Genomic DNA, 25,269 nt, shown 5'->3' with positions numbered 1-25,269 from the left:
TCATGTTGATTTCGAGACGTTGGCTGGGCGCCGGCGCTCTGGCCGCGGCCGGAGCCTGCGCGATCAGGCCGCTGGGTGCGATGGCGTCGCCTGCGGCGCGCTCGGGCGCGGTCGATCCGTTGAGCCTGGTCGACCCGGAACTGCGGGCCAGCGCCGAGGCGCAGATGGCCCAGCCGCTGCCGGTCCTGACCGTGGCGGGACTGCCCGCCTTGAGAGCTTCCTGGGCGGCGCCCGCGCGTCTTCCAGCCCCGGCGCCCGCCGTCGTGGATCGGACGGTGAAGGGGTTGGGCGCGGCGCCGCCCGTCTCGGTCGAGGTCATCGGCCAGAGGTCCGAGGGGCCGAAGCGTCCGGCCGTGCTGCACATTCACGGCGGCGGGATGATTTCCGGGCGGGCGAAGAATCTGACGCCCTTCTGTCAGGATCTGGCGGCGCGGTTCGACTGTCTGGTCGTCAACGTCGACTATCGCCTGTCGCCGGAGACGCCGTTCCCGGGGCCGGTCGAGGATCTGTACGCCGCCCTGAAATGGCTGCACGACGAGGCCGACGCTCTGGGCGTCGACCGGGCGCGCATCGCCATCATGGGCGAAAGCGCCGGCGGGGGACTGGCGGCCCTGCTGGCGATCATGGCGCGCGACAGGGGCGAAGTCCCGCTGTGCCTTCAGGTGATGCTGTATCCCATGCTGGACGACCGCACCGGCAGCGTCGGCGCGGTTCCGGCCCATATCGGCGCCATCGGCTGGAGCGCCGCCGCCAACGCCTTCGGCTGGCGCGCCTTTCTGAATGCCACGCCCGGATCGGCCGGGGTTCCGGCGGCGGCCGTGCCCGCGCGCGTCTCGAGCCTGGCGGGTCTGGCGCCGGCCTTCATCGGCGTGGGGGCCATCGACCTGTTCGTCGACGAGGACATCGAATACGCGCGGCGACTGGTGGCGGCGGGCGTGCCGACGACCCTGATGGTGGTCCCCGGCGCCTATCACGCCTTCGACTTCGTGGTCCCCGAGGCCCGCGTGTCCAAACAGTTCACCCAGGCCTGGCGGTCCGCCCTGGCGGCGGCGTTCGGCCGGACGGAGATGCAGCCATGAAGCGCACCGAGCCCCATGGCCTGAACAGGCGTCATCTGATCGGGGTCGGCCTTACGGCGGTCGCAGCGGCCGGGGTGTCCGGTCCAGCCGTCGCCGCCCAGAGCCCGGCGCCGGCCGGTTCGCCGATCGGGCCCTTGCCTGACAGCTGGCGCAGGGCCGAGGAACTGAAGCTGTGGCCCGAGGGGCCGCCCGAGGGCGGGTTCAAGCCCGTGCCGGTTCCGGCGAACGCCCCGCCCGGCTTTTTCCGCAATGTCGCCGAGCCCTTTCTGAAGCGGTTCGCGCCGGAGCGGTCGAACGGCCGGTCGCTCCTGGTGATGCCCGGCGGCGCCTATAGTTTCGTCGTCGGAACCCACGAAGGGGCGGCGACGGCGGAGGCCTTCAACCGCATGGGCTACACCGTCTATGTCCTGATCTACCGGCTGCCGGGCGAGGGATGGACGTCGCCCTGGACCGTGCCCTTGCAGGACGCCCAGCGGGCCTTGCGGATCGTCCGGTCGCGCGCGTCGGCCGATGGCGTGGGCGAGGACCGGATTGCGGCCCTGGGTTATTCAGCGGGCGGGCATCTGGCCGCCTCGCTGGCGACGGCGCATCAGCTTCGGTCCACGCCGCCCCGCGACGCCATCGACCGGATCGACGCCCGGCCGTCGGCCGTCGGCCTGATCTATCCCGTCATCGCCATGACGCCGCCCTTCACCAATCCCCAGTCGGCCCTGTCCCTGATCGGCGCGGAGCCGTCGGCCGAGCTGATCGCGCTTCGGTCGCCCGACCGTCACGTCGACGCCCGGACGCCGCCGACCTTCCTGGTCCACGCCCTGGACGATACGGCGGTGCCGCCGGAGAACAGCCTGTCGATGCTGACGGCCCTGCGCCAGGCCGCCGTGCCGGTCGAGACGCATCTGTTCCAGCAGGGCGGGCACGGGTTCGGCCTGGGGCGGCCGGATACGCCGAACAGCCAATGGCCGGTTCTGTTCGACCTCTGGCTGGGACGCCTGTTCGCCCCCTCTCACTGATCTTCGCGGTCGGCGGATCGCGCCGACGCCGTGCTTCTTTCCAAGGTGATCCGCCGTGACGTCCTATAAGCCGCACCTGCCGTTCTGGCGCATCATCGAGATGAACATCGGCTTTCTGGGCCTTCAGTTCAGTTTCGGCCTGCAACAGGCCAATATGGCGCCGATCTATTCCTATCTGGGGGCCAACGAGGCCAGCATTCCGCTGTTGCAGCTGGCGGGGCCGATCACCGGCCTGCTGATCCAGCCGATCATCGGCGCGATGAGCGACCGCACCGCGTCGCGCTGGGGGCGCAGGACGCCCTATTTCGTGGTCGGGGCGGTGCTGTGCGCCATCGGCCTGTTCTACATGCCGCTGAGCCCCACCATCCTGGCCGCCGTCTGCACCCTGTGGATTCTGGATGCGGGCAACAACATCACCATGGAGCCGTATCGCGCCTACGTCAGCGACCGGCTGAACAACGATCAGAGGCGTCTCGGCTTCCTGTCGCAGAGCGCCTTCACCGGCCTGGGCCAGATGCTGGCCTATCTGTCGCCGTCCTTGCTGGTGAACCTGCTGGGCTTCGATGTGAACGCCGTCGATGCGCACAACATCCCGATCATCACCCGGATCGCCTTCACCGTCGGGGCGGTGCTGTCGCTGGGCACCATCCTGTGGTCCATCCTGCGGGTGCCCGAACTGCCGCTGACGGAGGCGGAGCGGGCGGCGATCAAGGCGCGGCCGATGACGCCCTGGGGCACGGTGTCGGAAATCTGGAGCGCCATCCGCGACATGCCCGTCACGATGCGCAAGCTCGCCCTGATGAGCCTGTTCCAGTGGTATGCGATGTTCGGCTACTGGAACTATGTGATCTATTCGATCAGCCGGTCGATCTACAATCAGCACGACCCGCTGTCCGAGGGCTTCCGCCGGGCTGTGATCGACAATGGCGAGATGGGCGGATTCTACAACGGCGTGGCCTTCGTCGCCGCCTTCGCCCTGGTGCCGCTGGCCAAGCGGTGGGGACCGGCCGTCACCCATGCCGCCTGTCTGCTGGCGGCGGGCCTGGGCATGGCGACCCTGCCGCATATCCACGACAAGATCTGGCTGTTCCTGCCCGCAATCGGCGTGGGACTGGGCTGGGCCAGCATCATGGGCAACCCCTATATCGTGCTGGCCAATAGCATCCCGCCCGAGCGCACCGGGGTCTATATGGGCATCTTCAACATGATGATCGTGACGCCCATGCTGATCAACGCCGTCACCATGCCCCTTTATTTCAACGGCCTGCTGGGCGGCGACGCGCGAAACGTGCTGACGCTGTGCGGGGTTCTGATGGGGATTGCGGCGGTCTGCGCCCTGTGGGCCCATACGCCGCGCCCCAGGCCCGCGACGGTCTGAGGCGCGGGGCCGTCAGGCAGGGACGTCGGCCAGAAGGAAGGTCAAAACTTCGTCCAGACGGTCGCGCCACGCCGCCTCGTTGTGGCCCACGCCGGTGAAGGCGCGTCGCATCAGATCGACGCCGGGCCGATAGCCCTTGGCGATCATGGCGGCGACCAAAGCGTCGTGGCTGGGACCGTAGTGACGGTCGATGTCCAGTTCGCTGCGGTCTAGCCAGATGCGGTGACGGCCCGGCGGCGGCATCTGGTCCTGGGCGAATGCGCCGACGGCCTGGGCAATGTCGGCGGCGAAATCCTGCGGGATCATCTCCGTTCCATCGACCGGCAGCAGGCTGAGGTGGGCCGACAGCGCCGCGACCCCGCCGAACACCTCGGGATGGCGGGCCAGACACTCTAGCGCCGCGACCCCGCCCATGGATGAACCGAGGATCAAGGTCGAGCCGGGGGCTCGGCGGGTCGGAAACGCCCGGTCGATGACCGGCTTGATCCGCTCGACCACCAGAGCCGCATAGGCCCCGGCGGGAGGCAGGCGGCCCCAGGCGGCGTCGATGGCCGCCCGCGCCGAGGGCGAGGCGCGCTGAAGGATGGGATGGGGCGCATATTCGGCCAGTCTGTTTTCAGCACAGGCCACGCCCACGACCAGAATCGGCGGCGCGGCGCCGCACGCGATCAGGCGCGACAGGCAGGCGTCGATTTCCCAGGCCGCGCCATAGGGGACGCGGCGGGCGTCGAACAGGTTCTGGCCATCCTGGACATAGAGGACGGGCAGGGGGCTTTCGCCGTTCCAGCCGTCCGGCGTCCAGACGAAGACCTCGCGCTCCGGCAAGGGCGCGCAGGGCATGGCGGTCGAGGCGTAGAGACGCCCGCGACCCGAGGGCGCGGGCGTCTGAACGAAGCCGGCGGCTTCGGGCGCTGTCGTCATGGGAAGGATCAGCGACCCAGCTTCCGGTCGAAGAAGCGCAGCATCACATCATAGGCCTGGCGGGATTCAGGCACGTCGGCATTGTAGAAGAAGCCGTGGAACAGCCCCTCCCAGACGTGCAGTTCGGCGTCCACGCCCAGACGGACCAGCTGGGTATGGGTATAGACCGAGGAGCTGAGTTCGAAGCCGCGCGTGCCGGTGATGATCAGGGTGGGGGGAAAGCGGCCCAGAACCGCGTCGGACGAGGTCGGCGACACCAGCGGGTCGCTGAGGTCCGCCCCGACCAGATAGGGCAGGCGGGCCGCGTCGCCCTGGGCGGGATTGGGATAGGGCGGCGGCAGGCGCGAATCCCCCAGCGGCCCGTTGAAATAGTCGGAATCGCCGCCGAAACCGGCCGCCGACAGGGTGGCGCCCGCGCAGAAGACGCCCACGGCGCCCGGTCGGGGCAGGTCGTGAGACTGGAACCAGGCGACCGACATGCCGGTCAGCATGCCGCCGGCCGAACAGCCGTAGATGCCGATGTTCTGGGCCGGATAGGTCTTGAGCAGTTCGCGATAGACGGCCGCCACATCCTCGCTGGCGGCGGGGAAACGATGCTCCGGCCCCTGGCGATAATCGACCGCCACGACGCGGATGCGCCCCAGGTCGGTCAGCGGGATCGACTCCAGTTCCGCGCAGCCGGGCCAGCATCCCATGAAGCCGCCGCCGTGCAGGTTGATCAGTACGCGCCTGGCGTTCTCGGCGGCGACGCCCGCCTTGGGGCGATAGTCATAGACGTGGACGCCGCCGATGCGCGTGTCCGCGCGATCATAGGCGAACTGGGCGTTCTGGCGGTCCAGATAGGGCTGCATGAAGATGGGCACGCCGTCCTTCTGGGCCAGAAGTTCGGGCTTCTGCATCTGGACCAGATGTTCGGCCACATAGGCGCGGGCCTGGGGGCTGAGCAGGCTGGACACCGGCACGGTCATGGCCGGAACCTGCACCGTGCCCTCGGCGTCGACCAGAACCTGCGGCGGCGTCGTCGCCGGGGTCGTCTGCGCCACGGCCGTCCCGGCCAGCGACAGTCCGGCCAGCACCAGCCCGGCCAGGCGCGTCCAAGCGCGCCCCTTCGTCGTCTTCATCTGTCCGCCCTCCCTGGCGTGTCGACCGCTTCTTCGTCCATGGACGTCGCAATCGTTTGCATTTTCATCCTGCGCCGGGTTTCACGACCTGGCAAGATCAACTTGGCGCGGGCGCCGCCGCTCGAACCCATCATCGGGTCTTTGCCGACACAATCGATTTCAAAACGCCAAATCTCCTATTGCAAACGATTGCTTTTCGGTCAGAGTAGGATTGTGAAGCGGCGAAGACCGCGAAACGGGGAGGGTGGCGATGAATCGCCGATCATTCGCTTTCGGCCTGGCGGGCGCCGGGGTCGCCGCGACGGCCCTTGCAGGCTGGGGCGAAGCCGCCTTCGCCGCTGGCCAGCCCGCGACCGCCGCCGATCCGATCCTGAGCCGTGTCGATCCCGAGCTTCGCGAAGGCGCGATCAAGATTCTGGAGCGCCCGCTTCCGGCCTGGACTGAGGAAAGTCTGGCGGCGCTTCGCGCCTTTCCGCCCATGAATCCACAGCCGTCTTCATCCCCCGCGACGGTCGAACGGCGCACGGCGCCCGGCCGCCGAGGGCAGCCGGATGTCGGGTTCGAACTGATCGGGGCCAAGCCCAGCGCCACATTGCGCCCGGCCATCGTCCACATCCACGGCGGCGGCTTCATCCTGGGCCGCGTCTCGGACACGACGGTCATGTGCCAGGATCTGGCGACCGAGTTCGACTGCGTCGTGGCCAATGTCGACTATCGGCTGTCGCCCGAAACCCGTTTTCCGGGGCCGATGGAGGATTGCTACGCCGTCCTGGCCTGGGTTCACGCCAACGCCGAGGCGCTGGGCGTCGATCCGGCGCGGGTCGCGGTCATGGGGGAAAGCGCGGGCGGCGGTCTGGCGGCGATGGTCGCCATCGCCTCGCGCGACCGGGGCGATGCGCCGCTATGCTATCAGGTGCTGATCTATCCCATGCTGGACGACCGGACGGGATCGACCATGCGCGTGCCGCCCTTCATCGGCACGATCGGCTGGAACGAGGCCGGGAACCGTTTCGGCTGGTCCTGCCTGTTGGGCCTGGAGGCGGGGTCGGCGGTTGTTCCCTACGGCGCCGTGCCGGCCCGCCTGGACACGGTCGCCGGTCTGGCGCCGGCCTTCATCGGCGTGGGCGGTCTGGACCTCTTCGTGAACGAGGACATCGACTATGCGCGCCGTCTAGTCCAGGCCGGAGTTCCCGTTCAACTGCATGTGACCCCCGGCGCCTATCACGGCTTTGACTTCATCGCGCCCCAGGCGCGGGTGTCGCGCGACTTCGCCGCCGCCTGGAAAAGCGGACTGAGGGCCGCGCTGCATCCGCCGTCAGCCAGCGGCTGAAGGCGATCTGAAAACGGCCGGGCGTCCGACTTCACGCCCGAAACCACCTGAACGATTGCACAAGCAACGGCCCTGGGGAGGGGCAAAGTCATGACGAGAAGATCGGAAAACAACAGGCGCGACACTATGGTCCGCACCGCCAGCGTGATCGCTCTGGCGTGCGGCGCCGCCCTGGCGTCCGCGCCCGCTTGGGCGCAGACCGCCCCGGCGCAAGAGGCGCCGTCGTCGGTGGACGACATCGTCGTCACGGCCCTGAAGACGGGCGCCCAGCGTCTGGACCGCGCGCCAGTCGCCATTCAGGCTTTCTCGGAAGAGACGCTGAAGGACAAGGGCGTGCGGGACGGCGCCGATCTGATCTCCCTGATCCCCGGCGCCTCCCAGGCCCAGGAAATCGGCGCGGGCTATCGCGTCTTCTCCTTCCGGGGGTCGGGCGCGGGCGGCCCCGTCGGCGACGGCATGGTGGGTTACTACCTCGACGACACCCCGTTCGGCGTTCCGAACTTCCAGGCCGCGCCGCCGGTCCAGTATTTCGATCTGGAGCGGGTCGAGGTGCTGCGCGGGCCGCAGGGCACCCTGTACGGCTCCGGCTCGATGGGCGGCACCATCATCTATCGGACGCGCAACCCCAACCTGGATCACGAGACCTTCCAGGCCGAGACCGAGGTGTCGACCACGGCGAACGCCAGCGATCCCAACTATCGCGTCGCCGCCGCCGTCTCGATGCCGCTGATCAAGGACAAGCTGGGCCTGCGGGTCAGCGGCGGCTACGACTATCGCCAGGGCTATAACGACATCTACTCGGGCGCGCCGACGGGCACGCCGCGCGTCACCGACGCCAATACGGTGGTGGCCAAGGATATGCAGGCCGTCCTGTTGTGGACGCCGGACGATCGCACCTCGGTCCGCCTGCGCGCCTGGAAGTTCAGCACGGACCAGGACTACCTCAACGTGATGAACTCCATCGATCCGCCCTACGCCTCCTACCAGGGCGATGTCGAAGGCTATGACCGTCGTCGCGCCGAATATTATTCCAGCACCATCACCCGTCGCTTCGATTCCGTGACGCTGACCAACGCCACCGCCTATCAGAAATCCTTGCCGGGCGGGTTCCAGGTGGGGCTGAACCTGGGGGCGCCGCTGGGCATCGGGACGCTGACGAACGGCGGCGACTCGCACAGCTTCGTCAACGAGTTCCGCGTGGCGACCAACGGAACCGGGCCGCTGCACGCGGTCGGCGGCGTCTTCTACCAGAAGGCCGAAGGGCTCTACACCTTCAGCCTGGCCTTCCCCGCCCTGAATCTCAGCGGCCAGACCATCACCCGGACCGAGAACGCCTCGATCTTCTCCGAGGTCAGCTACGACCTGATGGGCGGCAAGCTGGTTCCGCTGGTGGGGCTGCGCTACTTCCGCGACACCCGTTCGGCGGACTCGATTTCGAACGGCGTGCCGGTGTCCAGCACCTCCAAGCCCGACGCCCTGACCTGGCGCGCGAACCTGTCCTATTATCCGACGGATAACTGGATGATGTTCTTCAACGCGGGCACGGGCTTCCGCAGCGGCATCCTGCAATCCAAGGCACAGGCCGACGCTGTCATCGCCGACGGCGTGCCGACCGGCATCGCCCTGACGCCCGATGAACTGCTGAACGTCGAGGTCGGCACGAAGGGCAGCCTGTTCGACCGCAAGGTGCGGATCGCCGCCAGCCTGTACGAGATCAACTACAAGAACCTTCAGAGCGCCTTCAACACCTCCATCGGTCTGTCGGCCTTCGCCAACCTCGGCGATTCCAGAACGCGCGGCCTCGACGTGGAGGCGTCGTGGGACACGCCGATCGACGGGCTGAACCTGAATCTGGTGGCCAATGTGAACGATTCCGAGTTCACCGACGTCAACGCCAGCTTCGCGGCGGCCAATCCTCGGCTGGCCGGCGGTCAGACGTTGATCAATACGCCGCCCTACAATGTCCGGTTCGACGTCAACTATGACCGCAGCATCGGCAAGTACGACGTCTTCGCCAATGGGTCGGTCACGGCGGTCGGGCGCAACCGGATCGGTGATGCGACTATCGACAGCCTGGACCCCTATCAGCTCTATCGCGCCAGCGTGGGGGTGCGGTTCGACCAGTACGAACTGCGTCTGTATGGCGAGAACCTGAGCGACGAGCGGGGGCCGACGGCCGCCAATGGTCCGACCCTGCTGGCGGGGCCGCGTCCGCGCACCATCGGCCTGACCCTGCGCCTTGATCTGAACTGAGCAACTTGCGGCGGCGCGATCCTTCGCGCCGCCACCTCTTTCGTTATGGCCGGCGCCTGTCGTCGGCGTGTGAAGTCACGGAGGCCCGTCGTGGTCGTTGAACAACACGATAGGCCGGCTTTGACCGACGCCGCACAGCCGTCGGTTCCGGCATGAACGGCGCGCCTGTTCGAACGACGCCGGACGCCGCCTTCGACACTGTGTCGGCGCGAGCGGTCCTGACCCATCGCCTTGAATCCCTGTACGGCGACGCCGCGCCCGCCTTGCTGGCGCGTGTCGACCAGGCCGTGGCGTGCGCCGTCCAGTCGCGTCCCGAAGCCTTGAAGACGCTGGACGTCCAGCGCAAGGCGGACCCGAACTGGATCGGTCGGTCGGGCCAGGGGGTCTATACCTTCTATGTCGACCGTTTCGCCGACGACCTGAACGGTCTGATCGACAGACTGGATTATCTTCAGGCGCTCGGCGTGCGCTGGCTTCATCCCTTGCCCCTGCTGAAGGCGCGCGAGGGCGAGAGCGACGGCGGTTTCGCGGTTCAGGACTACAGGGCCGTCGAACCCGCCCTGGGCGACATGGCGACGCTGGAACGGCTGGCCGCAGAACTGCGGACGCGCGGCATGGGGCTGTTGCTGGACATCGTCTGCAACCATACGGCGCGCGAACATGAGTGGGCCGTCAAGGCGCGCGCGGGCGACCCGCATTTCCGCGCCTTCTATCGCCAGGCCAGGGATGAGGCGGAGGTCGCCCGTTGGGAAGCCCATCTGGTCGATGTCTTTCCCGATACGGCGCCGGGCAGCTTCACCTTCGACGCCGACATGGGCGCCTGGGTCTGGACCACCTTCTATCCGTTCCAATGGGATCTGGACTATTCGAACCCGGATGTCTTCCTGGAGATGCTGGATGTCCTGCTGCACCTGGCCAACAAGGGCGTTCAGGGGTTTCGGCTGGACAGCGCGCCCTTCCTCTGGAAGCGGGAAGGCACGAACTGCCGCAACCAGCCCGAGACCTACGCCATAGTGGAGGCCTTCCGCGCGGCGCTGGACATTGCGGCGCCCAGCGTGGTGCTGCTGGCCGAGGCGATCGAGAGCCTGGACGATGTGCTGCCCTTCTTCGGCGTGTCCTCGGCGGCGTGCGGCCTGGCCTACAACAACGGGGTGATGACAGCCCTGTGGGGGGCGCTGGCCGACGGCGATGTCGGCATCGTCAACCGATTGCTGGCGGCGGCGGCCCAACGGCCCGACAACGCCGCCTGGCTGAACTATGTCCGGTGTCATGACGACCTGATCTGGAACGCCCTGGCCCAGTATGCGCCGCCAGAGGATCTGCGCCGTTGGTCGGATTTCTACGACGGCGGCGGCTTCTCCGACGGACGGCGCTTCCAGACCGCGCCCGGCGGCGTGCCTTCGACCAACGGCATGGCGGCCGCCCTGGTCGGCATCGGCAAGTCCGGGGTGGATCAGAACCTGGCGCGGGCGCGGCTTCGGCTGCTGTACGGCGTGATCCATGCGCTGGACGGCTGGCCGCTGATCTACATGGGCGACGAGATCGCACTGGGCAACGACACGACCTATCTGGACGACCCCGCCCGCGCGGCGGAAGGCCGCTGGCTGCATCGGCCGGACATGGACTGGGCGCGGGCCGAAGCGGCCGAGGTCGGAGGGGAGGGCGGCGACGCCCTGTCCGCGCTGCGTCTGTTCGCGGATCGGGCGCGGGCGCTGGGTCCGGCGGGGATCGCCGGGCGGGCGACGCCGGTCGATGTCGGCGCCGAGGTTCTGGCCTTTGCGCGCTCGGAAGGGCGGCCCTTCCTGTGCCTGGCCAACTTCACGCCAGAGCCCCAGATCGTGATCCGACCCTCCCATCTGGACGTCGCCGGTCGGGATCGGCTGACGGGGCGTGACATCCCCGCCGGACCCGTCAGATTGGCGCCCTATGAATTGATCTGGTGGAGCGCCGACAAATGAAAACCTATGCGGGGATCGAGATCGGCGGCACCAAGACCCTGGTCGGGTTTGGCCGTGGACCGAACGATCTGGGCGACTGCGTCCGTATCGAGACCACCACGCCGGAGGCGACCCTGGGCGCGGTCGTGGAGGTGCTGCAAGGCCAGGCCGACGCGGGCGGGCTGGCCGGAATCGGCGTCGCCAGTTTCGGTCCCGTTCGCGTGGCGGCCGACGCGCCGGATTACGGCCGCATCCTCCGAACGCCCAAGCCCGGATGGTCCGACGCCGACCTGCTGGAACCGCTCCGGCGGTTCGGCGCGCCGATCGGTCTGGCCACCGACGTCGGCGGCGCGGCCCTGGCCGAGGGGCGATGGGGGGCGTGCAGGGGACTGGACGACCACGTCTATGTCACCGTCGGAACGGGTGTCGGCATGGGCGTCGTGGCCAACGGGCGGTTGGTTCACGGCGCGCTTCACCCGGAAGCCGGCCATATGTCGGTCCGCACCGCCGCCCATCCCGACCCGTTCGCGGGCATTTGCCCCTTCCACGGCGACTGTCTGGAAGGCCTGGTGTCTGGTCCCGCCGTCGCCGCGCGTCTGGGGCGGCCGGGCGAAACCGTGGGTGAGGACGATCCGGTCTGGGAGATCGTCGCCGGCCACCTGGCCCAGATGGCCGCCAATCTGACCTATGTGCTGGCGCCGCGCCGGATCGTCATCGGCGGCGGGGTCGGCGGCGCCGAACATCTTCTGGCGCGCGTGCGCCGGGCCTTGGGCGAGCGACTGGGCGGCTACCTGCCCCACCTCGACGACCCGACCGCCCTGAACGCTTACATCACCGCCCCCGGACTGGGCGGCCGCGCGGGCGTGCTGGGCGCCCTGATCCTGGCGCAGGACGGCGTGTGAAGATCGCGCAGCCGCCTACGGACGGCGATTCAGCGCCCGACTTGACGGCTCAGTTCGTCACAATCCTCATCGCGAAACCATGTCGGCGACATCCTGGCTGAACTGCAGGCGGGCGGCGGGGTTGCGGTAGAACATGTGGCCGCCGTCGTAGCAGCGGTAGGTCAGGGCGAAACGCAGGGACGGGGGCAGGGTCTGCGCGACAGCGGCGTCGCGGGCGCAACTGGCGAGGGAGTCGTAGCGGCCGGAGGCGATGAGGACCTTCAGCGTCGGCGACAGGGCCAGGGCCTCTTCGGTGGCGGGCAGCGGGGGGCCGATGCGGGGTGGTCCGCCGCCGCGACGGACGGCGTCGTCGATCGCCGCCTTGACCGCCTCGGGGCTGGGATTTTCCACGGTCGCATAGTTCCAGCGCGCGCCGACGCCGGCTGGAAAACGGTCGTAAGGCGCATAGCCGGCCTGAACATCGTCCAGGCCGACATAGGCCAGGTCCGTCACATAGTTCAGCGTCCGGCGCAGGTAGCGGTCGATGGCGCCGGTGAAACCGATCCGGGGGCTTTCGGTCAGCCGCATGTCGAAGACGTTCAGCGTTCTGCCCTGATCCTGCAGCAGGCCCTGCAGATACTGGCGGGGCGTGAAGGTCAGGGCGGCGGGGTCGATCCGGTCGGCCGGTACGCCGGTGAAGCGCGAGAGGTCGGCGATGACGGCGTTGCGCTGGGCGTCGGTCAGTTCGGCGCGACGGGCCAGGGCCGGCGCATAGGTCGTGCCAACCCAGGCCTCGGCGGCGGCGCGGGCGGCTTCGGGCGTCAGCCCCAGTTCCGGCGGCAGCCTGTGGTGGAACAGGGCGACGGGCGCCAGGTCGATGACGTGCAGGGCCGTCGCCGTCTCGGGCGACACATAGGCGGTGTCGAGGCCGTCGCCGCCGGAAATCAGGATCAGGCCGCTGATCGGCACGCCCTGCTTCAACAGGCGATAGCCCACGTTCGCCGCGCGGCCGGCGCCCCAGCTTTCGCCGGCCAGGAAGACACGTCGGTCCTGGGCGTCATGCAGCAGAAGCCAGGATCGGACGAACTCGGCGACCGAGGCGACGTCGCCGACCGTGCCGTAGAATTCGTCGGCGGCGGCTGTGCTGGTCGGGCGGCTGAACCCCGTGCCGATCGGATCGACGAAGACGAGGTCGGCGGCGCTCAGCCAGGTTTCGGCGTTGTCGACCAGATGATCGTCCTCGCCGCGAAGGGGGCCGGCCGCTTCGAAATGCAGAGTGGCGGAGTTGGCGCCGGGGCCGCCGTTCCAGATGAAGATCAGGGGGCGCGGTTCGCGGCCGGGCGCGCGATAGGCGACATAGCCCATATGGCCGCGCGCCTCGGACGTCTCGACGTCCCGGATGGCGATGCGGCCGATCTCGGCCTGATAGTCGAGGCGTCCGCGCGCCAGGCGAAGGCTGTGGTGGGTCACGGTCGGGGGCGGCGCGGCGTCTTGCCCAGAGGCGACCGAAGGCGTTTCGGCGGCATGGGCGGGCGGTCCCGACATGAGGGTCAGGGCGAGCGCGCAGGCAAGGCCGCCCGACCCCATGGCGATCCGTGTGAGAAGGTTCATGCCTGCGCTCCCCGTCGTTTGGAAACAGGTTACGCAGCTATGGGCGCAAGCGTTATGCAAACTGGAGGCTTTCCCGATGCGCCGGAGGCATGATCGTCGCGCGTGTCTGTGGCTCGGCGAATAGAGGGTTTCGCGGGGCGCGGTCGTCCGCCGCAATATCTATGCGTCGCGGCCCGGGTTTGCGTCGCCGCCCTGGGCGGCGCCGAAACGGCTTCGCCGGTGCATGAGTGTTGGGAAACAGCAGCTGACTCTAGCGTGGCGTGGATGAAGCCGCTTTTGAACGCTGAGAATGTGTGGAGATATTTCAGTCCTGTTTGTCCTCTCACGTGCATGAAAGTTGTGTGACGATCAGCGTCGAGCCTGAAATAGGAAAGAATGTGCCGGCTGGGCGGGGTTAGCCTTTCGGCAGAGGCGCGGCGATGGGGATGTCGCTCGCGCGGTCAGAACGCAGATCGAGGGGATACGATGACGCGCATGTCGATGAAGAAGCGCCTGATGGCCACGACCATGGCGGGGTCCGCCCTGCTGGTGTTCGGCGGCGCGGCTCCGGCCCTGGCCCAGACGGCGCCGACGGTCGCGCAGCAGGATGAAAGCCAAAGCGTTGACGATGTGGTCGTCACGGGTTCACGCATTCGTCGCGTCCAGACGACGACCGCCGCGCCGGTTTCGGTCATCGACGCCGAAGTGCTGTCGGAGCGCGGCTTCGTCCAGGTGGGGCAGGCGCTGAACCAGATCACCTCGGCGACGCCGTCCGCGCCGGTGGCCAACGGGTCCGGTTCGGAGGCCGGTTCGGGGCAGCAGTTCCCCAACCTGTTCGGCCTGGGCGCCGGCCGCACGCTGTCGCTGGTGAACGGGCGTCGCTTCGTGACCTCGTCGTCGGGCATGGGCGACCGGGTGGTCGACACCAATCTGATCCCGGTCGGCCTGCTGAAGCGGGTGGACGTGGTCCAGGCGGGCGGCGCGGCCGTCTATGGCTCGGACGCCATCGCCGGCGTGGTCAACTATGTGCTGAAGGACGATTTCGAGGGCGTGGAGGTCGACGCCCAGTACGGCGTTTCTTCGCGCGGAGACTATCCGCAGCGCAGCCTGCGTATGACGCTGGGCCAGAACGTCCTGGACGGCCGCGCCAATCTGGCGGCCGATGTGGAATGGTCGAAGACGGACTCGCTCTATGGTCAGGACCGTCCGCGTTCGAACCTGGCGCGGCTGACGGTGTCCAACTCGGCCAACACCGGCCCGTCCGACGGGATTCCGTCCGTGCGCGAGCTGCTGGACGCGCACTTCTGGCCCTTCAACAACAATGGGGTGATCTTCTCGATCCCCGCGCCGGTCGGGCGTTTCCTGGTGCGTTCGGGCGGCGTGCCCCAACAGTTTTCGGCCGATGGAAACAGTCTGGTCGCCTATGACACCGGGGCGGTGGCGGGCGTGCCGTTCGCCACGGGCGGAGACGGCTATGACTTCCGCGATCTGGCGGCGCTCTACACCGGCGTCGAACGGTTCAACGCCAACCTGATCGGCCATTACGACCTGACCGACCGGATCAAGCTGAAGGGCGAACTGCTCTATGCCAACACCCAGGGGCGCGATCCCTATGGCACGCAGGGCACGTCGCGCACGGTGCTGAACTCGGCCGATTCCGGCGCCGGCCCCATCGCCTTCTTCCGCACCAATCCCTTCCTGACCCCGACGGCCCTGGCCCAGCTCAGCGCCGCCAATCCGGGCTTCGCCGCCGGGGCGCCGCTATGGCTGTCCAAGAATTTCGCGGACATCCTGCCGACCCGCGAGGTCGTGAGCGATACGGACGTGTGGCGCGGTCTGGTCGCGCTGGAAGGCGACTTCGACTGGGCGGATCGCAACTTCTATTGGAGCGTGTCGGCCAGCCGGGGCGTCACCCGCGGCGAACGGTCCGGGTGGGACACTTGGACCTCGCGGCTGGAGAACGCCGTCAACGCGGTCAGCAGCGGAGGCCAGCCCGTCTGCGCGGTCAACGCCGACGCCTCGACGACCAACGACGCCCCCGGCTGCGTGCCGATCAACATCTTCGGCGCCGGCGTCATCACCAGCGCGATGCGCGACTATGTGGCCGTGCCGGTCGGAGAAAAGTTCGAAAACACCCAGGACGACCTTCTGGCCACCATCGGCGGCGAACTGTTCGCCCTGCCGGCCGGTCCCGCCAGCTTCAGCCTGGCCTATGAGTATCGGCGCGAGAAGGCGGAGTTCAATCCGTTCGACGCCAACCGGCAGGGCCTTGTAGGATCGGGCACGCCCACTTCCGCAACGCGCGGCGCCTATAATACGAACGAGTTTTCGGCCGAGGTCCTGGCGCCGGTGTTCGGCGGCGACTTCACCCTGCCGTTCGTCAAGTCTCTGGAGCTGAACGGCGCCTATCGCATCGTCGACAACTCCATCGCCGGCAAGGAGAACGTCTGGGGCGCGGGCCTGCGCTGGGAGGTCGTGAGCGGCCTGACCCTGCGCGCGTCGCGTAGCCGCAACTTCCGCGCGCCCACCCTGGATCAGCTGTTCGCGCCGTCCAGCACGGGCCTGGATGCGATCGCGCAGAACCCGTGCGATTCCGACCGGATCAACAGCGGACCCAATCCCTCCGTGCGTCTGGCCAACTGTCAGGCCCTGTTCGCCGCCAATCCGGGCTGGGGGCCGCTGACCGGCTTCCAGGACCCGGGCGAGAACTTCACCAACGTCCTGGTCACGACCGGCGGCAATCCGAACCTGAAGAACGAGGTTTCGGACACGACCACCTTCGGCGTCGTCTTCCAGCCGACGTTCGCGCCGGGCCTGACGCTGGTGGCCGACCGGGTCGAGGTGGAGCTGAGCGATGGTCTGTCGGCCTTCACGCCGCAGAACTTCCTGGCGACCTGCTTCGATTCCTCGCCCAGGCCGGCGGATGTCTGCAGCCAGTTCACCTTCAACAGCCAGGGACAGGTGGCGACCGCCAGATCGACCACCTTCAACGCCGGCACGGTGCGCTACGAGGGTGAAATCTACACCGTCAACTACGCCTTCGACGTGGCGGACGCCTTCCGTCGCAGCGCCGACTGGGGCCGGTTGGAACTGGGGCTGGAAGTCACCCACAACGCCCTTCTGGAAACCTCCGTCACCGGCTTCGACTACAACAGGACGGACGACACCACCCTGACGCCGGACTGGGTGTCGCGGTTCGACGCCCGTTATGCGCGCGGGCCGATCCGGCTCAGCTACACGATGAACTATCTGCCGGTTTCGAGGGTCAACCGGTTCGACACCATCGAGACCACGCCGACGCCGGTGATCAGCGAGAACATCCGTCACAACCTGTCCGGCGAATATCGCTTCGGCGACTATGCGATCCGCGCCGGGGTGATCAATCTGACCGACGAGGAGCCGTCCTATCCGACGCGGAACTATGGCGACATTCTGGGCCGTCAGTATTTCGTCGGCCTGAACGCGCACTTCTGATCTTGATCGTCGTGGCTCCGGCGACGCCTGTGTCGTCGGAGCCATTTTCCCAGGGATGCGGTCGTCATGAGCCTTTTTGTCCTTTCGCGCCGCAGCCTGGCCGCCCTGGTCGCATGGACGGTCCTTGGCGGCGCATCGGTCTGGGCCGAGACGCCTTCCCTGACCGTGACCCTGCGGCCCGGCGCCGTCGATGTCGCGCGGGGTCTGGGGCGGATGGACGTCCAGTGGGTCGCCTCCGACCTGAAGGCGAAGGCGGGCGAGCCCCTGCTGACGCTGCCGGTGGTGATCGCCAACACCGACACCATAGCCGACACCCTGACCGGTCTGGTCGTGACCGACAGCCGGGGCGTCGTGCCCTTGACGGTGCGGGACGATCCCGCGGCCCTGGTCTATTCCCGGCATTGGCTGGCGGCGCGCGACGTCGATGGCGAGGTGACGGTGCGGTATCGCGCGCCGATCGACAATACGCCGCCCCGGCGAGGGTCGGGGCCGCCCTATAGCCTCAGGACCGAGGGCGGCGGCGTGTCCGGCGTCGGCAACACCTTCATCCTGCTGCCCGAAGTCGGGACGGACTATCGCGTCGCCCTGCGCTGGGATCTGGCCGGCCTGGGCGAAGGCGCGCGCGCGACGTCCAGCTATGGCGAGGGCGACGTGGACCTGGGGCAGGGCGCCGCCGATCGGCTGTCGTCCACCGTCTTCATGGCCGGGCCGATGCACCGCGAGCCGGAAACGGTCGGCGACGCCGGGTTCTCGGCCGCCTGGCTGGGCGAGACGCCGTTCGAGGCGCGTCCGTTGATGGTCTGGACCCATCGGCTGCACGGCTGGATGAGCCGCTTCTTCGCCGAACCCGGCGATCCGCCCTATCGGGTCTTCATGCGCTTCAACCCCATCAACGCCGGGGGCGGCGTGGCGCTGACGCGATCCTTCCTGGTCACATACAATGCCCAGACCAATCCCGAGGATCTGAAGACCACCCTGTCGCACGAGATGATCCACACCTGGACCCAGTGGGACGGGCGAGGCCAGTGGTATGGCGAGGGGGTGGCCGTCTATTATCAGGCGCTGCTGCCGTTCCGGGCGGGGCTGATGTCGGCAGACGCCTATCTGGCGGACATCAACGATACGGCGCGCCGCTACTATTCCAACCCTTTGAACGGCACGCCGGACGATCAGATCGCGGCGCGGTTCTGGGACGACAGCCGCATCCGCGTTCTGCCCTATGACCGCGGCGCCCTGTATTTCGCGACGGTCAACGGCATGATCCGTCGCGCCTCCGACGGCGCCCGATCCGTCGACGATCTGATCGCGGAAATGAACCGCCGGCGTCGCGCGGGCGAAACGGTGGACGAGGCCGCCTGGGTGGCGCTGCTGGTCGGTGAACTGGGCGAGGCGGGGCGCGATCTGCATACGGCCATGAAGGCGGGCGCGCTGATGACGCCGGAGCCCGGCGACTTCGGCCCCTGTTTCACCCGCGAGGTGGGCAAGGCCCGGCGCTTCGAACTGGGTTTCGATCCCCGCTCGCTGGTCGGGGACGTCAAGACGATACGGGGGCTGATCCCCGGTTCGGCGGCGGACCAGGCGGGTCTCCGCAACGGGGATGTCGTCACCTATGCGGTGGCGATGGACGCCGTTCAGGGCGACCAGACACGCCGGCTGACGCTTCAGACGACGCGGGACGGCCGGACCTTCCCCGTGACCTATCTGCCGCGCGGAGAAGAGGTCGACGTCTATCAATGGCGTCGGGTTCAGGGCGTCGCCGACGCCGCCTGCAAACCCTAGCCCAGCAACAGACCTGCGGCGGCGATGTCTTGGGCCGCGTGGCCCAGGGACTTATAGACGGTGATTTCGGCGTCCGATCGACGCCCCGGTTCGGCGCCGGACAGGACCGCGCCGATCTCGGCGGCGATATGATCCTCCGTGATCCGCCCCGAGGCGAGGGCGCGCAGGTACTCGCCGCCGTGGGCGCGAACGTGTTCGGCGTGATCGACGATGAAGCGGCTGCAGGCCACCAGATCGGTGTCGATTTCGGCCGCCGTCGGGCCGCTGGACCCCACCACATTGACATGGGCGCCGGGCGCGACCCAGGCGCCCTCAAGCACCGGATCGACCGACGCTGTGACGGTGCAAAGGATGTCGGCGTCGCGGGCGGCGTCGCGCGGGGTTTCCGTCGCAGTCACGGCGACGCCGATCCGGGCGCTCGTTTCGGCGGCGAAGGCCTGGGTGCGGTCAAGGTCGCGGCCCCAGACGCGGACGGCTTCCAACGGACGGACCTGGGCGATGGCGGCGATGTGTTCGGCGGCCTGACGACCCGCGCCCAGAACCGCCAGGAGTCTTGCATCGGGGCGGGCCAGGGCCTGGGTCGCGACCGTGCTGGCGGCGGCGGTGCGCAGGGCGGTGATCTCGCCCGCGTCGGCGATGCAGACGGGAACGCCCGTTCGCCCGTCGAACAGCACCACCACGCCTTCGTGCGCCTTGCGTCCCGCGCCGTCGGCGAAGACGCTGACCAGCTTGGCGCCGAACAGGCCTTGACCGTCGAAGGCCGCAGGCATCAGGGCGAAGGTGCGGCCCTCGCCCAGACCGATGAAGCTGCGAAGATTCTGGCGCACCCGGCCTTGGGACAGGGCGATCATGGCCTCGGCGATGGCGGGGCGCAGGGCGGCGAGGTCCAGGCCGGCGCGAACGGCGGCGGCGTCATGGACGCTCAGGGAACGGGCCGGGGACATGAAGGCGCCTGTCGGACGAACGATGATCCGGCACGCTAACAGACGCCAGGGGACTATTCCTGCCTTTCGGTCCCGCCGTCGTCGCGGAAGACGAAAGGATTATTCGACGGCGCGCGCCTAATATGGCGCCGGTCGTTGCGAACAGCTTCGGAGTCCGCCGTGCATTTCACCCGCAGAGCCCTGATCGCCGCCGCCGCCGTGGGTCCGGCGACAGGTGTGGCGCAGCCGGTCGCGGCGCGCGAAGCCGCGGGTGAGCCGCCGCTGACCCTGCCCGCGCGCGCCGCCTTCGCGACCATGCCGATGACCTATCTGGACAGCGGGGCGACCCACCCCCTGCCGCTGGGCGCGCGCGCCGCCCTGGAGGACTATCTGCGTTACAAGACGCGCGAGGTCGGGGCGCCCGATCTGGACCCCGGCGCTATGGAAGAGAATGCGATCCGGCAGTTCGCGACGCTGGTCGGGGCCGAGCCCGACGAATTGTGCTTCGTCCAGTCGACCACGATGGGCGAGAATCTGGTGTTGCAGGCGCTGGACATTCCGGCGTCGGGCGGGCGGATCGTCACGGACGCCCTGCATTTCTTCGGCTCCTTCTACACCTATGGCGAGCTGGCCAAGGCGGGGATGGACGTCGTCACCCTGCCCATGACGTCCGAGGGCCGGATCGACATGGCGGCGATGGAGGCGGCGGTGAACGCGCGGACGCGGCTGGTGTCGATCAGCCATGTCTCCACCATCAACGGCTTCGAGCATGACCTGAAACGGGTCTGCGACCTGGCCCACGCCCACGGCGCCTATGTCTATGTCGACATCGTGCATGGGGCGGGATCGACCCCCCTGGACCTGAAGGCGGCGGGCGTCGATTTCGCCGCCTGCGCCTCCTACAAATGGCTGATGGGGGACTTCGGCCTGGGCTTCCTCTATGTCCGCAAGGAAGTGCAGGAGAAAATCCGGCGGCCCTGGTGGGGCTATCATCAGGTTCGCAGCTTCCAGAGCCACGCCTTCCCCTACGATGCGCCCGGCCCGATGCCGGCCGACTATGCGGCGCGGGACGATGCGACCGGCCGGTTCGCCATGGGTACGACCTCCTGGACGGGGGCGGTGCAGTTGGATCACTCGCTGACCTGGATCAACCGGCTGGGGGTCGACGCCATCCAGAGGGCGCGACAACCGTTGGCCGATGCGGTGCAGACGGAGCTGAGGCGGCGCGGCTATGAACCGTTGACGCCGCTGGACAGCCGAACCGCCCTGGTCGCCTTCGCCTTGAAGGACGCCCGGCCGAAACTGTCCGACAGGCTGGCGGCCGCCAAGGTGCGGATCACCGTGTCCCAGCATCGGTTCCGCGTGTCGCTGGCCGTGTTCAACGACATGAACGACGTGGGTCGTCTGCTGGAAGCCTTGCCGGCGACGCCGCCGGCCTGATCGCCGTCAGAAGGCGATCTGCACGCCCTGTCCCAGGGCGACGGCCCTGTCGACCAGATAGCGCGCGCTGGCCAGATCCTGAACGACATGGCCCAGCGACTTGTAAAGGGTGACGTCCCGCTCTGAGGTGCGGCCGGGCGTCAGGCCCAGAAAGACCTCGCCGATTTCCGCCACGACATGGGCGTCGTCCACCCGCCCGGCGCGTTTGGCCGACAGGAACTCGGCCCCCTGCGCCAGGACGCCCGGCCTGTAATCCGCGACGAACCGGGCGCGCGCCACCAGATCGTCGTCGATCTCGACAGGGCCGTCATGGCTGGAGCCCACCAGGTTCACATGGCATCCGTCAGGCACGTCGCCGGAGCGCAGGATGGGCTCGGCCGAGGCGGTGGTCGTGCAGAGGATGTCGGCCCGGGCCGCAGCCTCTGCGACGGTCGGGACCGCCGTGACCGGCAGGCCGGTTTCCTGCGCCAGACTGGCGGCCAGGGCGCAGGCGCGGTCGCGCGACCGACCCCAGATCGTCACCGCCGACAGGTCGAAGGCGACGTGGAAGGCGCGCACATGGGCTGCGGCCTGCTCGCCCGTGCCCAGGACCGCCAGCCGAGAGGCGTCGGGGCGCGCCAGGGCCTGGGAGGCGGCGGCGCTGGCGGCGGCCGTGCGGATGCCCGTGACCTCTCCGGCGTGGACGAGGGCGGCGAGAGCGCCCGTCGCGGGATCGAACAGGGCGACGGCGCCCTGATGGGACTGAAGACCGATGGCGTGGTTCTGGGGATAGACGCTGACCAGTTTCGCGCCGAACGGGCCGTCCGCCGCGAGCGCGCCGGGCATGACGCCGAACGCGCGGCCCCGGTCGAGGGGGACGATCGAACGCAGCGGCTGGCGCGTCTCGCCTCTGGACAGGGCGGACATGGCCTCGCGCATAAGGGGGATACAGGCCTCGTAGCCGAGATGGGTGCGGACGAAATCACGGTCCAGAACGAGCATGGGACGGGCCTGATCAGGAATCGACGAAGGCGGTTCCGGTCACGAAACTGCGGATGTCGCGGGTGAAGGCCGTCAGCGCCGGCCGGTTGGTGTAGGCCATGTGTCCGCCCTCGTAACGCCGCTGGATGACGCGCCCGGCGGGATAGTCGCTCTGGGCCGCCAGATAGAGGGCCGGGCCGACCGTGGTCGTCAGGTCGTAGATTCCCGTGCCGATCATCAGGCGAAAACGCGGATTGGCCCTGAAGGCGGGGACCAGCCGGGCGGGATAGTCGTATTCGTTGAACGGCCCGCCCCCGCCGCCGGTAGGGTCGTATGTCCAGGCCTCGGCGCCGGGAGCGAGCGGGCGATAGTCGGCGGCGTCGCGTTCGGGCGCCAGTTCGCTCCGCAGATACTGCTGCATCATCGGCAGGACGCCGTCCGACACCTTGGCCCCGAACGGGTCCTGCGGGCGCTGGCCCTGGGTCGGCGCCGGCCCGACATAGCGCGCGTCGTAGAGGCCCAGCCTCTGCCCCCTGTCCGCGAGCAGCCGACCCGCGAAGGCGACCTTCGAAATCGTCAGATCGCCGTCGAAATAGACGTCGGCGTCGATCCCCGTCAGCCGTTCCAGTTCGGCCGCCACCGCGCGACGGCGGGATTGCGGCAGGGACCGACCCTGGACCAGGGCGGCGAGATAGTCGGTCATGCCCCAGGCATAGACGTCGTCGATGAAGCGGTTCATCGGGCGACGGCCCTTGTCGGCCTTGCCGTGATAGACGGCGATGGCGGCAAGCGCGGGCAGGTTGGTCGCATAGGCGATCATATTGTCCACGCGCTGGGACGTCTCGATCATGTTGACCGCCTGGCCGAACAGGAAGACGCCGTCCAGCGGCATGTCCTGGGCCAGCTGACCGGCCATGACCGCCGCGCGGATGGTGCCGTAGCTTTCGCCCAGGACATATTTCGGCGAGGTCTCGCGGCCGTTGGCCTTGATCCAGCCCCGGATGAAGTCCGACACCGCCCGCGCGTCGCCTTCGACCGAATAGGCGCTCCTGCGGCCGCTTTCGGACAACAGCCGGGTGAAGCCGGTTTCGGGCGGGTCGATCAGGACGATGTCGGCGACGTCCAGCACGGTCTCGGGATTATCCACCAGCCGGGCGGGCGACAGGGCAGGGGCCTTCGGGTCTTGTTCCAGTTCGATCCGCTTCGGACCCAGGGCCAGCATATGCAGCGGGGCCGAACAGGAGCTGGGGCCGCCGTTGAAAGCGAAGAGGACGGGACGGTCGCGACGATCGACGTCCTCGCGCACATAGCTGGTGCAGACGAAGCGGACGAAGGGCGCGCCTTGAGCATCGGCGACGACGATCTCGTCCAGACCGGCGGTATAGGCGATCGACCGGCCGTTGAAGACGCCGACCCGCCTCTGACGCCCGGACGGCGTTCGGGCCAGGACAGGCAGGGCGTCGACGGCGGGCAGAATGACGGCGCCGGCGGTCGCACCGATAAGGTGTCGTCTGGAAAGTCCGGTCATCTTCAACTCCGCTTGCGACATCTACATTAGAAAATGTCCCGGCCACATTTCTTGCTTTGTGGGCGTCAAGTCGGGCGTCGCGGACATCGCCGGAACCGCAACCTCGGTTCACGCGAATAATCAATGCGCGGGCAGTCCCATGCTGTGAGGAAAGAGAAGGTGCGCTGCATTCGAGAATGCGCTCGAAAGGGTATGGACAATGCGGGGTCAATCGCAGACGCGACTAAAGCATTCGCCCTTAGGCAGATGCGCGCATGGGTTTGAATAGTTCTGTCTGGCGTCGCAGGCTAGGATCAGGTGCGCCTGAAATGGGCGCGGATCGTTCGCCCGGACACGCTGCATGAGTTCGTCTTCCTCGGCCCCATCGACCGAACTCAAGCACGGCGTCGGCCTGCTCGACCTGGTGATGCTGGGCGCCGGCACGGCGATCGGGGCCAGCATCTTCACGGTCCTGGGGCCGGCGGCGGCGGTCGGCGGGGCGGGCATACTGATCACGGTGGCGGTCGCGGCCCTGCCCATGATCCTGTTCGCCCTGGTCTATGCCTATATGGCCTCGGCGGCGCCCAGCACGGCGGCCTCCTATGAATGGCAGCGCCGTTTCACCCACCCGCTGATCGCCTTCGCCATCGTCTGGCTGAGGGTGCTGAGCAATGCGGTGGTCATGATCGTTCTGGCGCGGGTTCTGGTGAACTATCTGTCGATGGTGCTGCCCCTGCCGGCCAAGCCGGTCATGTTCGGCCTGTTCGTGCTGGTCTTCGGCCTGAACTATGTCGGCGTGACGGTGGCGGCCAAGGCGCAGACGGTGCTGATGCTGGTTCTGCTGTCGATCTTCACCGTCTTCGTCGTCGTCGGCGCGCCCGATCTGAAGCCGGGTCTGCTGGCGCAGGCGGTTTCGGGCGGCTGGACGCCGATCGTCGCGGCGCTGCCGCTGATGATCCAGCTGTTTCTCGGCATCGAGACCGCCACCGAGGTCGGGGACGAGGTGCGCAATTCCAGGGTGGTCGTGCCGCTGGGGATCGCGCTGGGTCTGTTGCTGACCGTGGCGGTCTATCTGGCGATCACCTTCACCGCCCTGAGCCTGGCGGGACCGAAGGTGCTGGCGACCAGCGAGGCGCCGCTTCTGGCCGCCGCCGAGGTCGCCTTGGGCAAATGGGCCGCGCCCCTGATCGTCACGGCGGCCGTGATCGCCCTGGCCAAGTCGATGAACGCGGTCTTCCTGGTCTATTCGCGGTTCCTGTTCGCCATGGGACGGTCGGGCGTCCTACCGTCGGCCCTGGCGCGCATCCATCCCCGGTTCGGCACGCCGCACGTGGCGACCATCGTCGCCTTCGTCGCTTCGTCGGCGGCTCTGTTCCTGCCGTCCAGCCTGCTTTTCCTGCTGCTGGCGGTGAACGTGCCGACGATGATGAAATATCTCGGCACCTGCCTGGCCGCCTACAATGTCGCCCGCGCCCATCCCGAGGTGCATGACCAGGCGAACCTTAGGTTCAGCCGGCTCACGGTCAAGCTGCTGTCAGTGCTGGGCGTCGTCGCCGCCGTCGTCATCGCCGCCCTGGGCTTCGGGACCGACTGGCGTCCCTATGTGCTGCTGGCGGGCTGGCTGGTCCTGGGTCTGGCCTATTACGCCCGGCCCCGTCGAGGGGCCGCGACGGCCGCCTGAGCCCG

The 25,269-nt window shown here is 68.3% G+C and carries 17 protein-coding genes; 11 read left to right on the top strand and 6 right to left on the bottom strand.

The genetic code is table 11. From position 1 onward, the window contains the following. Positions 1 to 2: 2 nt before the first annotated feature. The 3 genes from SH203_RS07635 to SH203_RS07625 are packed head-to-tail and all read left to right on the top strand — an operon-like array spanning position 3 to position 3,467. Complete coding sequence (locus SH203_RS07635) at positions 3 to 1,079, top strand: alpha/beta hydrolase (protein ID WP_087120660.1); 1,077 nt, start codon at positions 3 to 5, stop codon at positions 1,077 to 1,079. Continuing rightward, positions 1,076 to 2,089, top strand: coding sequence for an alpha/beta hydrolase (locus SH203_RS07630; RefSeq protein ID WP_087120284.1), 1,014 nt, complete (start codon positions 1,076 to 1,078; stop codon positions 2,087 to 2,089). Before SH203_RS07635 ends, SH203_RS07630 begins: the two co-directional genes overlap by 4 nt. Positions 2,090 to 2,144: 55 nt before the next feature. Next, positions 2,145 to 3,467: an MFS transporter gene (locus tag SH203_RS07625; protein ID WP_234989423.1), complete on the top strand. Its 1,323-nt coding sequence runs from the start codon at positions 2,145 to 2,147 to the stop codon at positions 3,465 to 3,467. Positions 3,468 to 3,479: 12 nt separating this feature from the next. On the opposite strand, the gene SH203_RS07620 is transcribed toward SH203_RS07625, so the two are convergent. Together SH203_RS07620 and SH203_RS07615 are read right to left on the bottom strand one after the other, a co-directional pair. After that, a complete protein-coding gene (locus SH203_RS07620; RefSeq protein WP_087120283.1) occupies positions 3,480 to 4,388 on the bottom strand; it encodes an alpha/beta hydrolase in 909 nt (302 codons plus the stop codon). Positions 4,389 to 4,396: 8 nt separating this feature from the next. Then, positions 4,397 to 5,509 (bottom strand): alpha/beta hydrolase fold domain-containing protein, encoded by a 1,113-nt coding sequence (locus SH203_RS07615; protein WP_087120282.1) that lies wholly within the window; start codon positions 5,507 to 5,509, stop codon positions 4,397 to 4,399. 250 nt (positions 5,510 to 5,759) lie between these two features. Between SH203_RS07615 and SH203_RS07610 the strand changes: the two genes are divergently transcribed. The 4 genes from SH203_RS07610 to SH203_RS07595 all read left to right on the top strand — a co-directional run bounded on the left by SH203_RS07610 (position 5,760) and on the right by SH203_RS07595 (position 11,931). Beyond that, entirely contained in the window at positions 5,760 to 6,839 is a 1,080-nt protein-coding gene (locus tag SH203_RS07610) for an alpha/beta hydrolase (RefSeq protein ID WP_087120281.1), read from the top strand. A gap of 126 nt (positions 6,840 to 6,965) precedes the next feature. Further along, on the top strand, positions 6,966 to 9,092 hold the full coding sequence (locus SH203_RS07605; RefSeq protein WP_234989422.1) for a TonB-dependent receptor: 2,127 nt from the start codon (positions 6,966 to 6,968) through the stop codon (positions 9,090 to 9,092). A gap of 152 nt (positions 9,093 to 9,244) precedes the next feature. After that, positions 9,245 to 11,050, top strand: coding sequence for an alpha-amylase family glycosyl hydrolase (locus SH203_RS07600; protein WP_087120279.1), 1,806 nt, complete (start codon positions 9,245 to 9,247; stop codon positions 11,048 to 11,050). Further along, complete coding sequence (locus SH203_RS07595) at positions 11,047 to 11,931, top strand: ROK family protein (protein ID WP_087120278.1); 885 nt, start codon at positions 11,047 to 11,049, stop codon at positions 11,929 to 11,931. The genes SH203_RS07600 and SH203_RS07595 overlap by 4 nt, the downstream gene beginning before the upstream one ends. Positions 11,932 to 11,997: 66 nt before the next feature. Here the strand turns inward: SH203_RS07595 and SH203_RS07590 are convergent, their stop codons facing one another. Next, positions 11,998 to 13,521 (bottom strand): hypothetical protein, encoded by a 1,524-nt coding sequence (locus SH203_RS07590; RefSeq protein WP_087120277.1) that lies wholly within the window; start codon positions 13,519 to 13,521, stop codon positions 11,998 to 12,000. 465 nt (positions 13,522 to 13,986) lie between these two features. On the opposite strand from SH203_RS07590, the gene SH203_RS07585 reads away from it, so the two are divergent. Next, entirely contained in the window at positions 13,987 to 16,974 is a 2,988-nt protein-coding gene (locus tag SH203_RS07585; protein ID WP_200808854.1) for a TonB-dependent receptor domain-containing protein, read from the top strand. Positions 16,975 to 17,040: 66 nt separating this feature from the next. Beyond that, a complete protein-coding gene (locus tag SH203_RS07580; RefSeq protein ID WP_087120276.1) occupies positions 17,041 to 18,753 on the top strand; it encodes a hypothetical protein in 1,713 nt (570 codons plus the stop codon). Here the strand turns inward: SH203_RS07580 and SH203_RS07575 are convergent. Next, complete coding sequence (locus SH203_RS07575; protein WP_087120275.1) at positions 18,750 to 19,697, bottom strand: ornithine cyclodeaminase family protein; 948 nt, start codon at positions 19,695 to 19,697, stop codon at positions 18,750 to 18,752. The two genes, SH203_RS07580 and SH203_RS07575, sit on opposite strands and share 4 nt — an antisense overlap. A 159-nt stretch (positions 19,698 to 19,856) precedes the next feature. Here SH203_RS07575 and SH203_RS07570 point away from each other — a divergent pair, with 159 nt between their 5' ends. Continuing rightward, positions 19,857 to 21,116 carry an aminotransferase class V-fold PLP-dependent enzyme gene (locus SH203_RS07570; RefSeq protein WP_200808853.1) on the top strand — a complete coding sequence of 420 codons (1,260 nt, stop codon included), beginning with the start codon at positions 19,857 to 19,859 and terminating at the stop codon, positions 21,114 to 21,116. 6 nt (positions 21,117 to 21,122) lie between these two features. Here the strand turns inward: SH203_RS07570 and SH203_RS07565 are convergent, their stop codons facing one another. Next, positions 21,123 to 22,097, bottom strand: coding sequence for an ornithine cyclodeaminase family protein (locus tag SH203_RS07565; protein WP_087120274.1), 975 nt, complete (start codon positions 22,095 to 22,097; stop codon positions 21,123 to 21,125). Positions 22,098 to 22,110: 13 nt separating this feature from the next. Further along, positions 22,111 to 23,604, bottom strand: coding sequence for a S10 family peptidase (locus SH203_RS07560; protein WP_159457551.1), 1,494 nt, complete (start codon positions 23,602 to 23,604; stop codon positions 22,111 to 22,113). Positions 23,605 to 23,944: 340 nt separating this feature from the next. Here SH203_RS07560 and SH203_RS07555 point away from each other — a divergent pair, with 340 nt between their 5' ends. After that, positions 23,945 to 25,264, top strand: a complete 1,320-nt coding sequence (locus tag SH203_RS07555; RefSeq protein WP_087120272.1) for an APC family permease — start codon at positions 23,945 to 23,947, stop codon at positions 25,262 to 25,264. Positions 25,265 to 25,269: the final 5 nt, after the last annotated feature.

The organism is Brevundimonas sp. SH203, assembly GCF_002157625.1.
GTDB lineage: Bacteria > Pseudomonadota > Alphaproteobacteria > Caulobacterales > Caulobacteraceae > Brevundimonas.
Note: the sequence above shows the minus strand (reverse complement) of the source record. Positions and strands in the feature narration are given on the sequence as shown.

Coding starts and splice junctions, on each gene's coding strand:
- SH203_RS07635 (WP_087120660.1), top strand. CDS start 3: ATGTTGATTTCGAGACGTTGGCTGGGCGCCGGCGCTCTGGCCGCGGCC.
- SH203_RS07630 (WP_087120284.1), top strand. CDS start 1,076: ATGAAGCGCACCGAGCCCCATGGCCTGAACAGGCGTCATCTGATCGGG.
- SH203_RS07620 (WP_087120283.1), bottom strand. CDS start 4,388: ATGACGACAGCGCCCGAAGCCGCCGGCTTCGTTCAGACGCCCGCGCCC.
- SH203_RS07615 (WP_087120282.1), bottom strand. CDS start 5,509: ATGAAGACGACGAAGGGGCGCGCTTGGACGCGCCTGGCCGGGCTGGTG.
- SH203_RS07610 (WP_087120281.1), top strand. CDS start 5,760: ATGAATCGCCGATCATTCGCTTTCGGCCTGGCGGGCGCCGGGGTCGCC.
- SH203_RS07605 (WP_234989422.1), top strand. CDS start 6,966: ATGGTCCGCACCGCCAGCGTGATCGCTCTGGCGTGCGGCGCCGCCCTG.
- SH203_RS07600 (WP_087120279.1), top strand. CDS start 9,245: ATGAACGGCGCGCCTGTTCGAACGACGCCGGACGCCGCCTTCGACACT.
- SH203_RS07595 (WP_087120278.1), top strand. CDS start 11,047: ATGAAAACCTATGCGGGGATCGAGATCGGCGGCACCAAGACCCTGGTC.
- SH203_RS07590 (WP_087120277.1), bottom strand. CDS start 13,521: ATGAACCTTCTCACACGGATCGCCATGGGGTCGGGCGGCCTTGCCTGC.
- SH203_RS07585 (WP_200808854.1), top strand. CDS start 13,987: ATGACGCGCATGTCGATGAAGAAGCGCCTGATGGCCACGACCATGGCG.
- SH203_RS07580 (WP_087120276.1), top strand. CDS start 17,041: ATGAGCCTTTTTGTCCTTTCGCGCCGCAGCCTGGCCGCCCTGGTCGCA.
- SH203_RS07575 (WP_087120275.1), bottom strand. CDS start 19,697: ATGTCCCCGGCCCGTTCCCTGAGCGTCCATGACGCCGCCGCCGTTCGC.
- SH203_RS07565 (WP_087120274.1), bottom strand. CDS start 22,097: ATGCTCGTTCTGGACCGTGATTTCGTCCGCACCCATCTCGGCTACGAG.
- SH203_RS07560 (WP_159457551.1), bottom strand. CDS start 23,604: ATGACCGGACTTTCCAGACGACACCTTATCGGTGCGACCGCCGGCGCC.
- SH203_RS07555 (WP_087120272.1), top strand. CDS start 23,945: ATGAGTTCGTCTTCCTCGGCCCCATCGACCGAACTCAAGCACGGCGTC.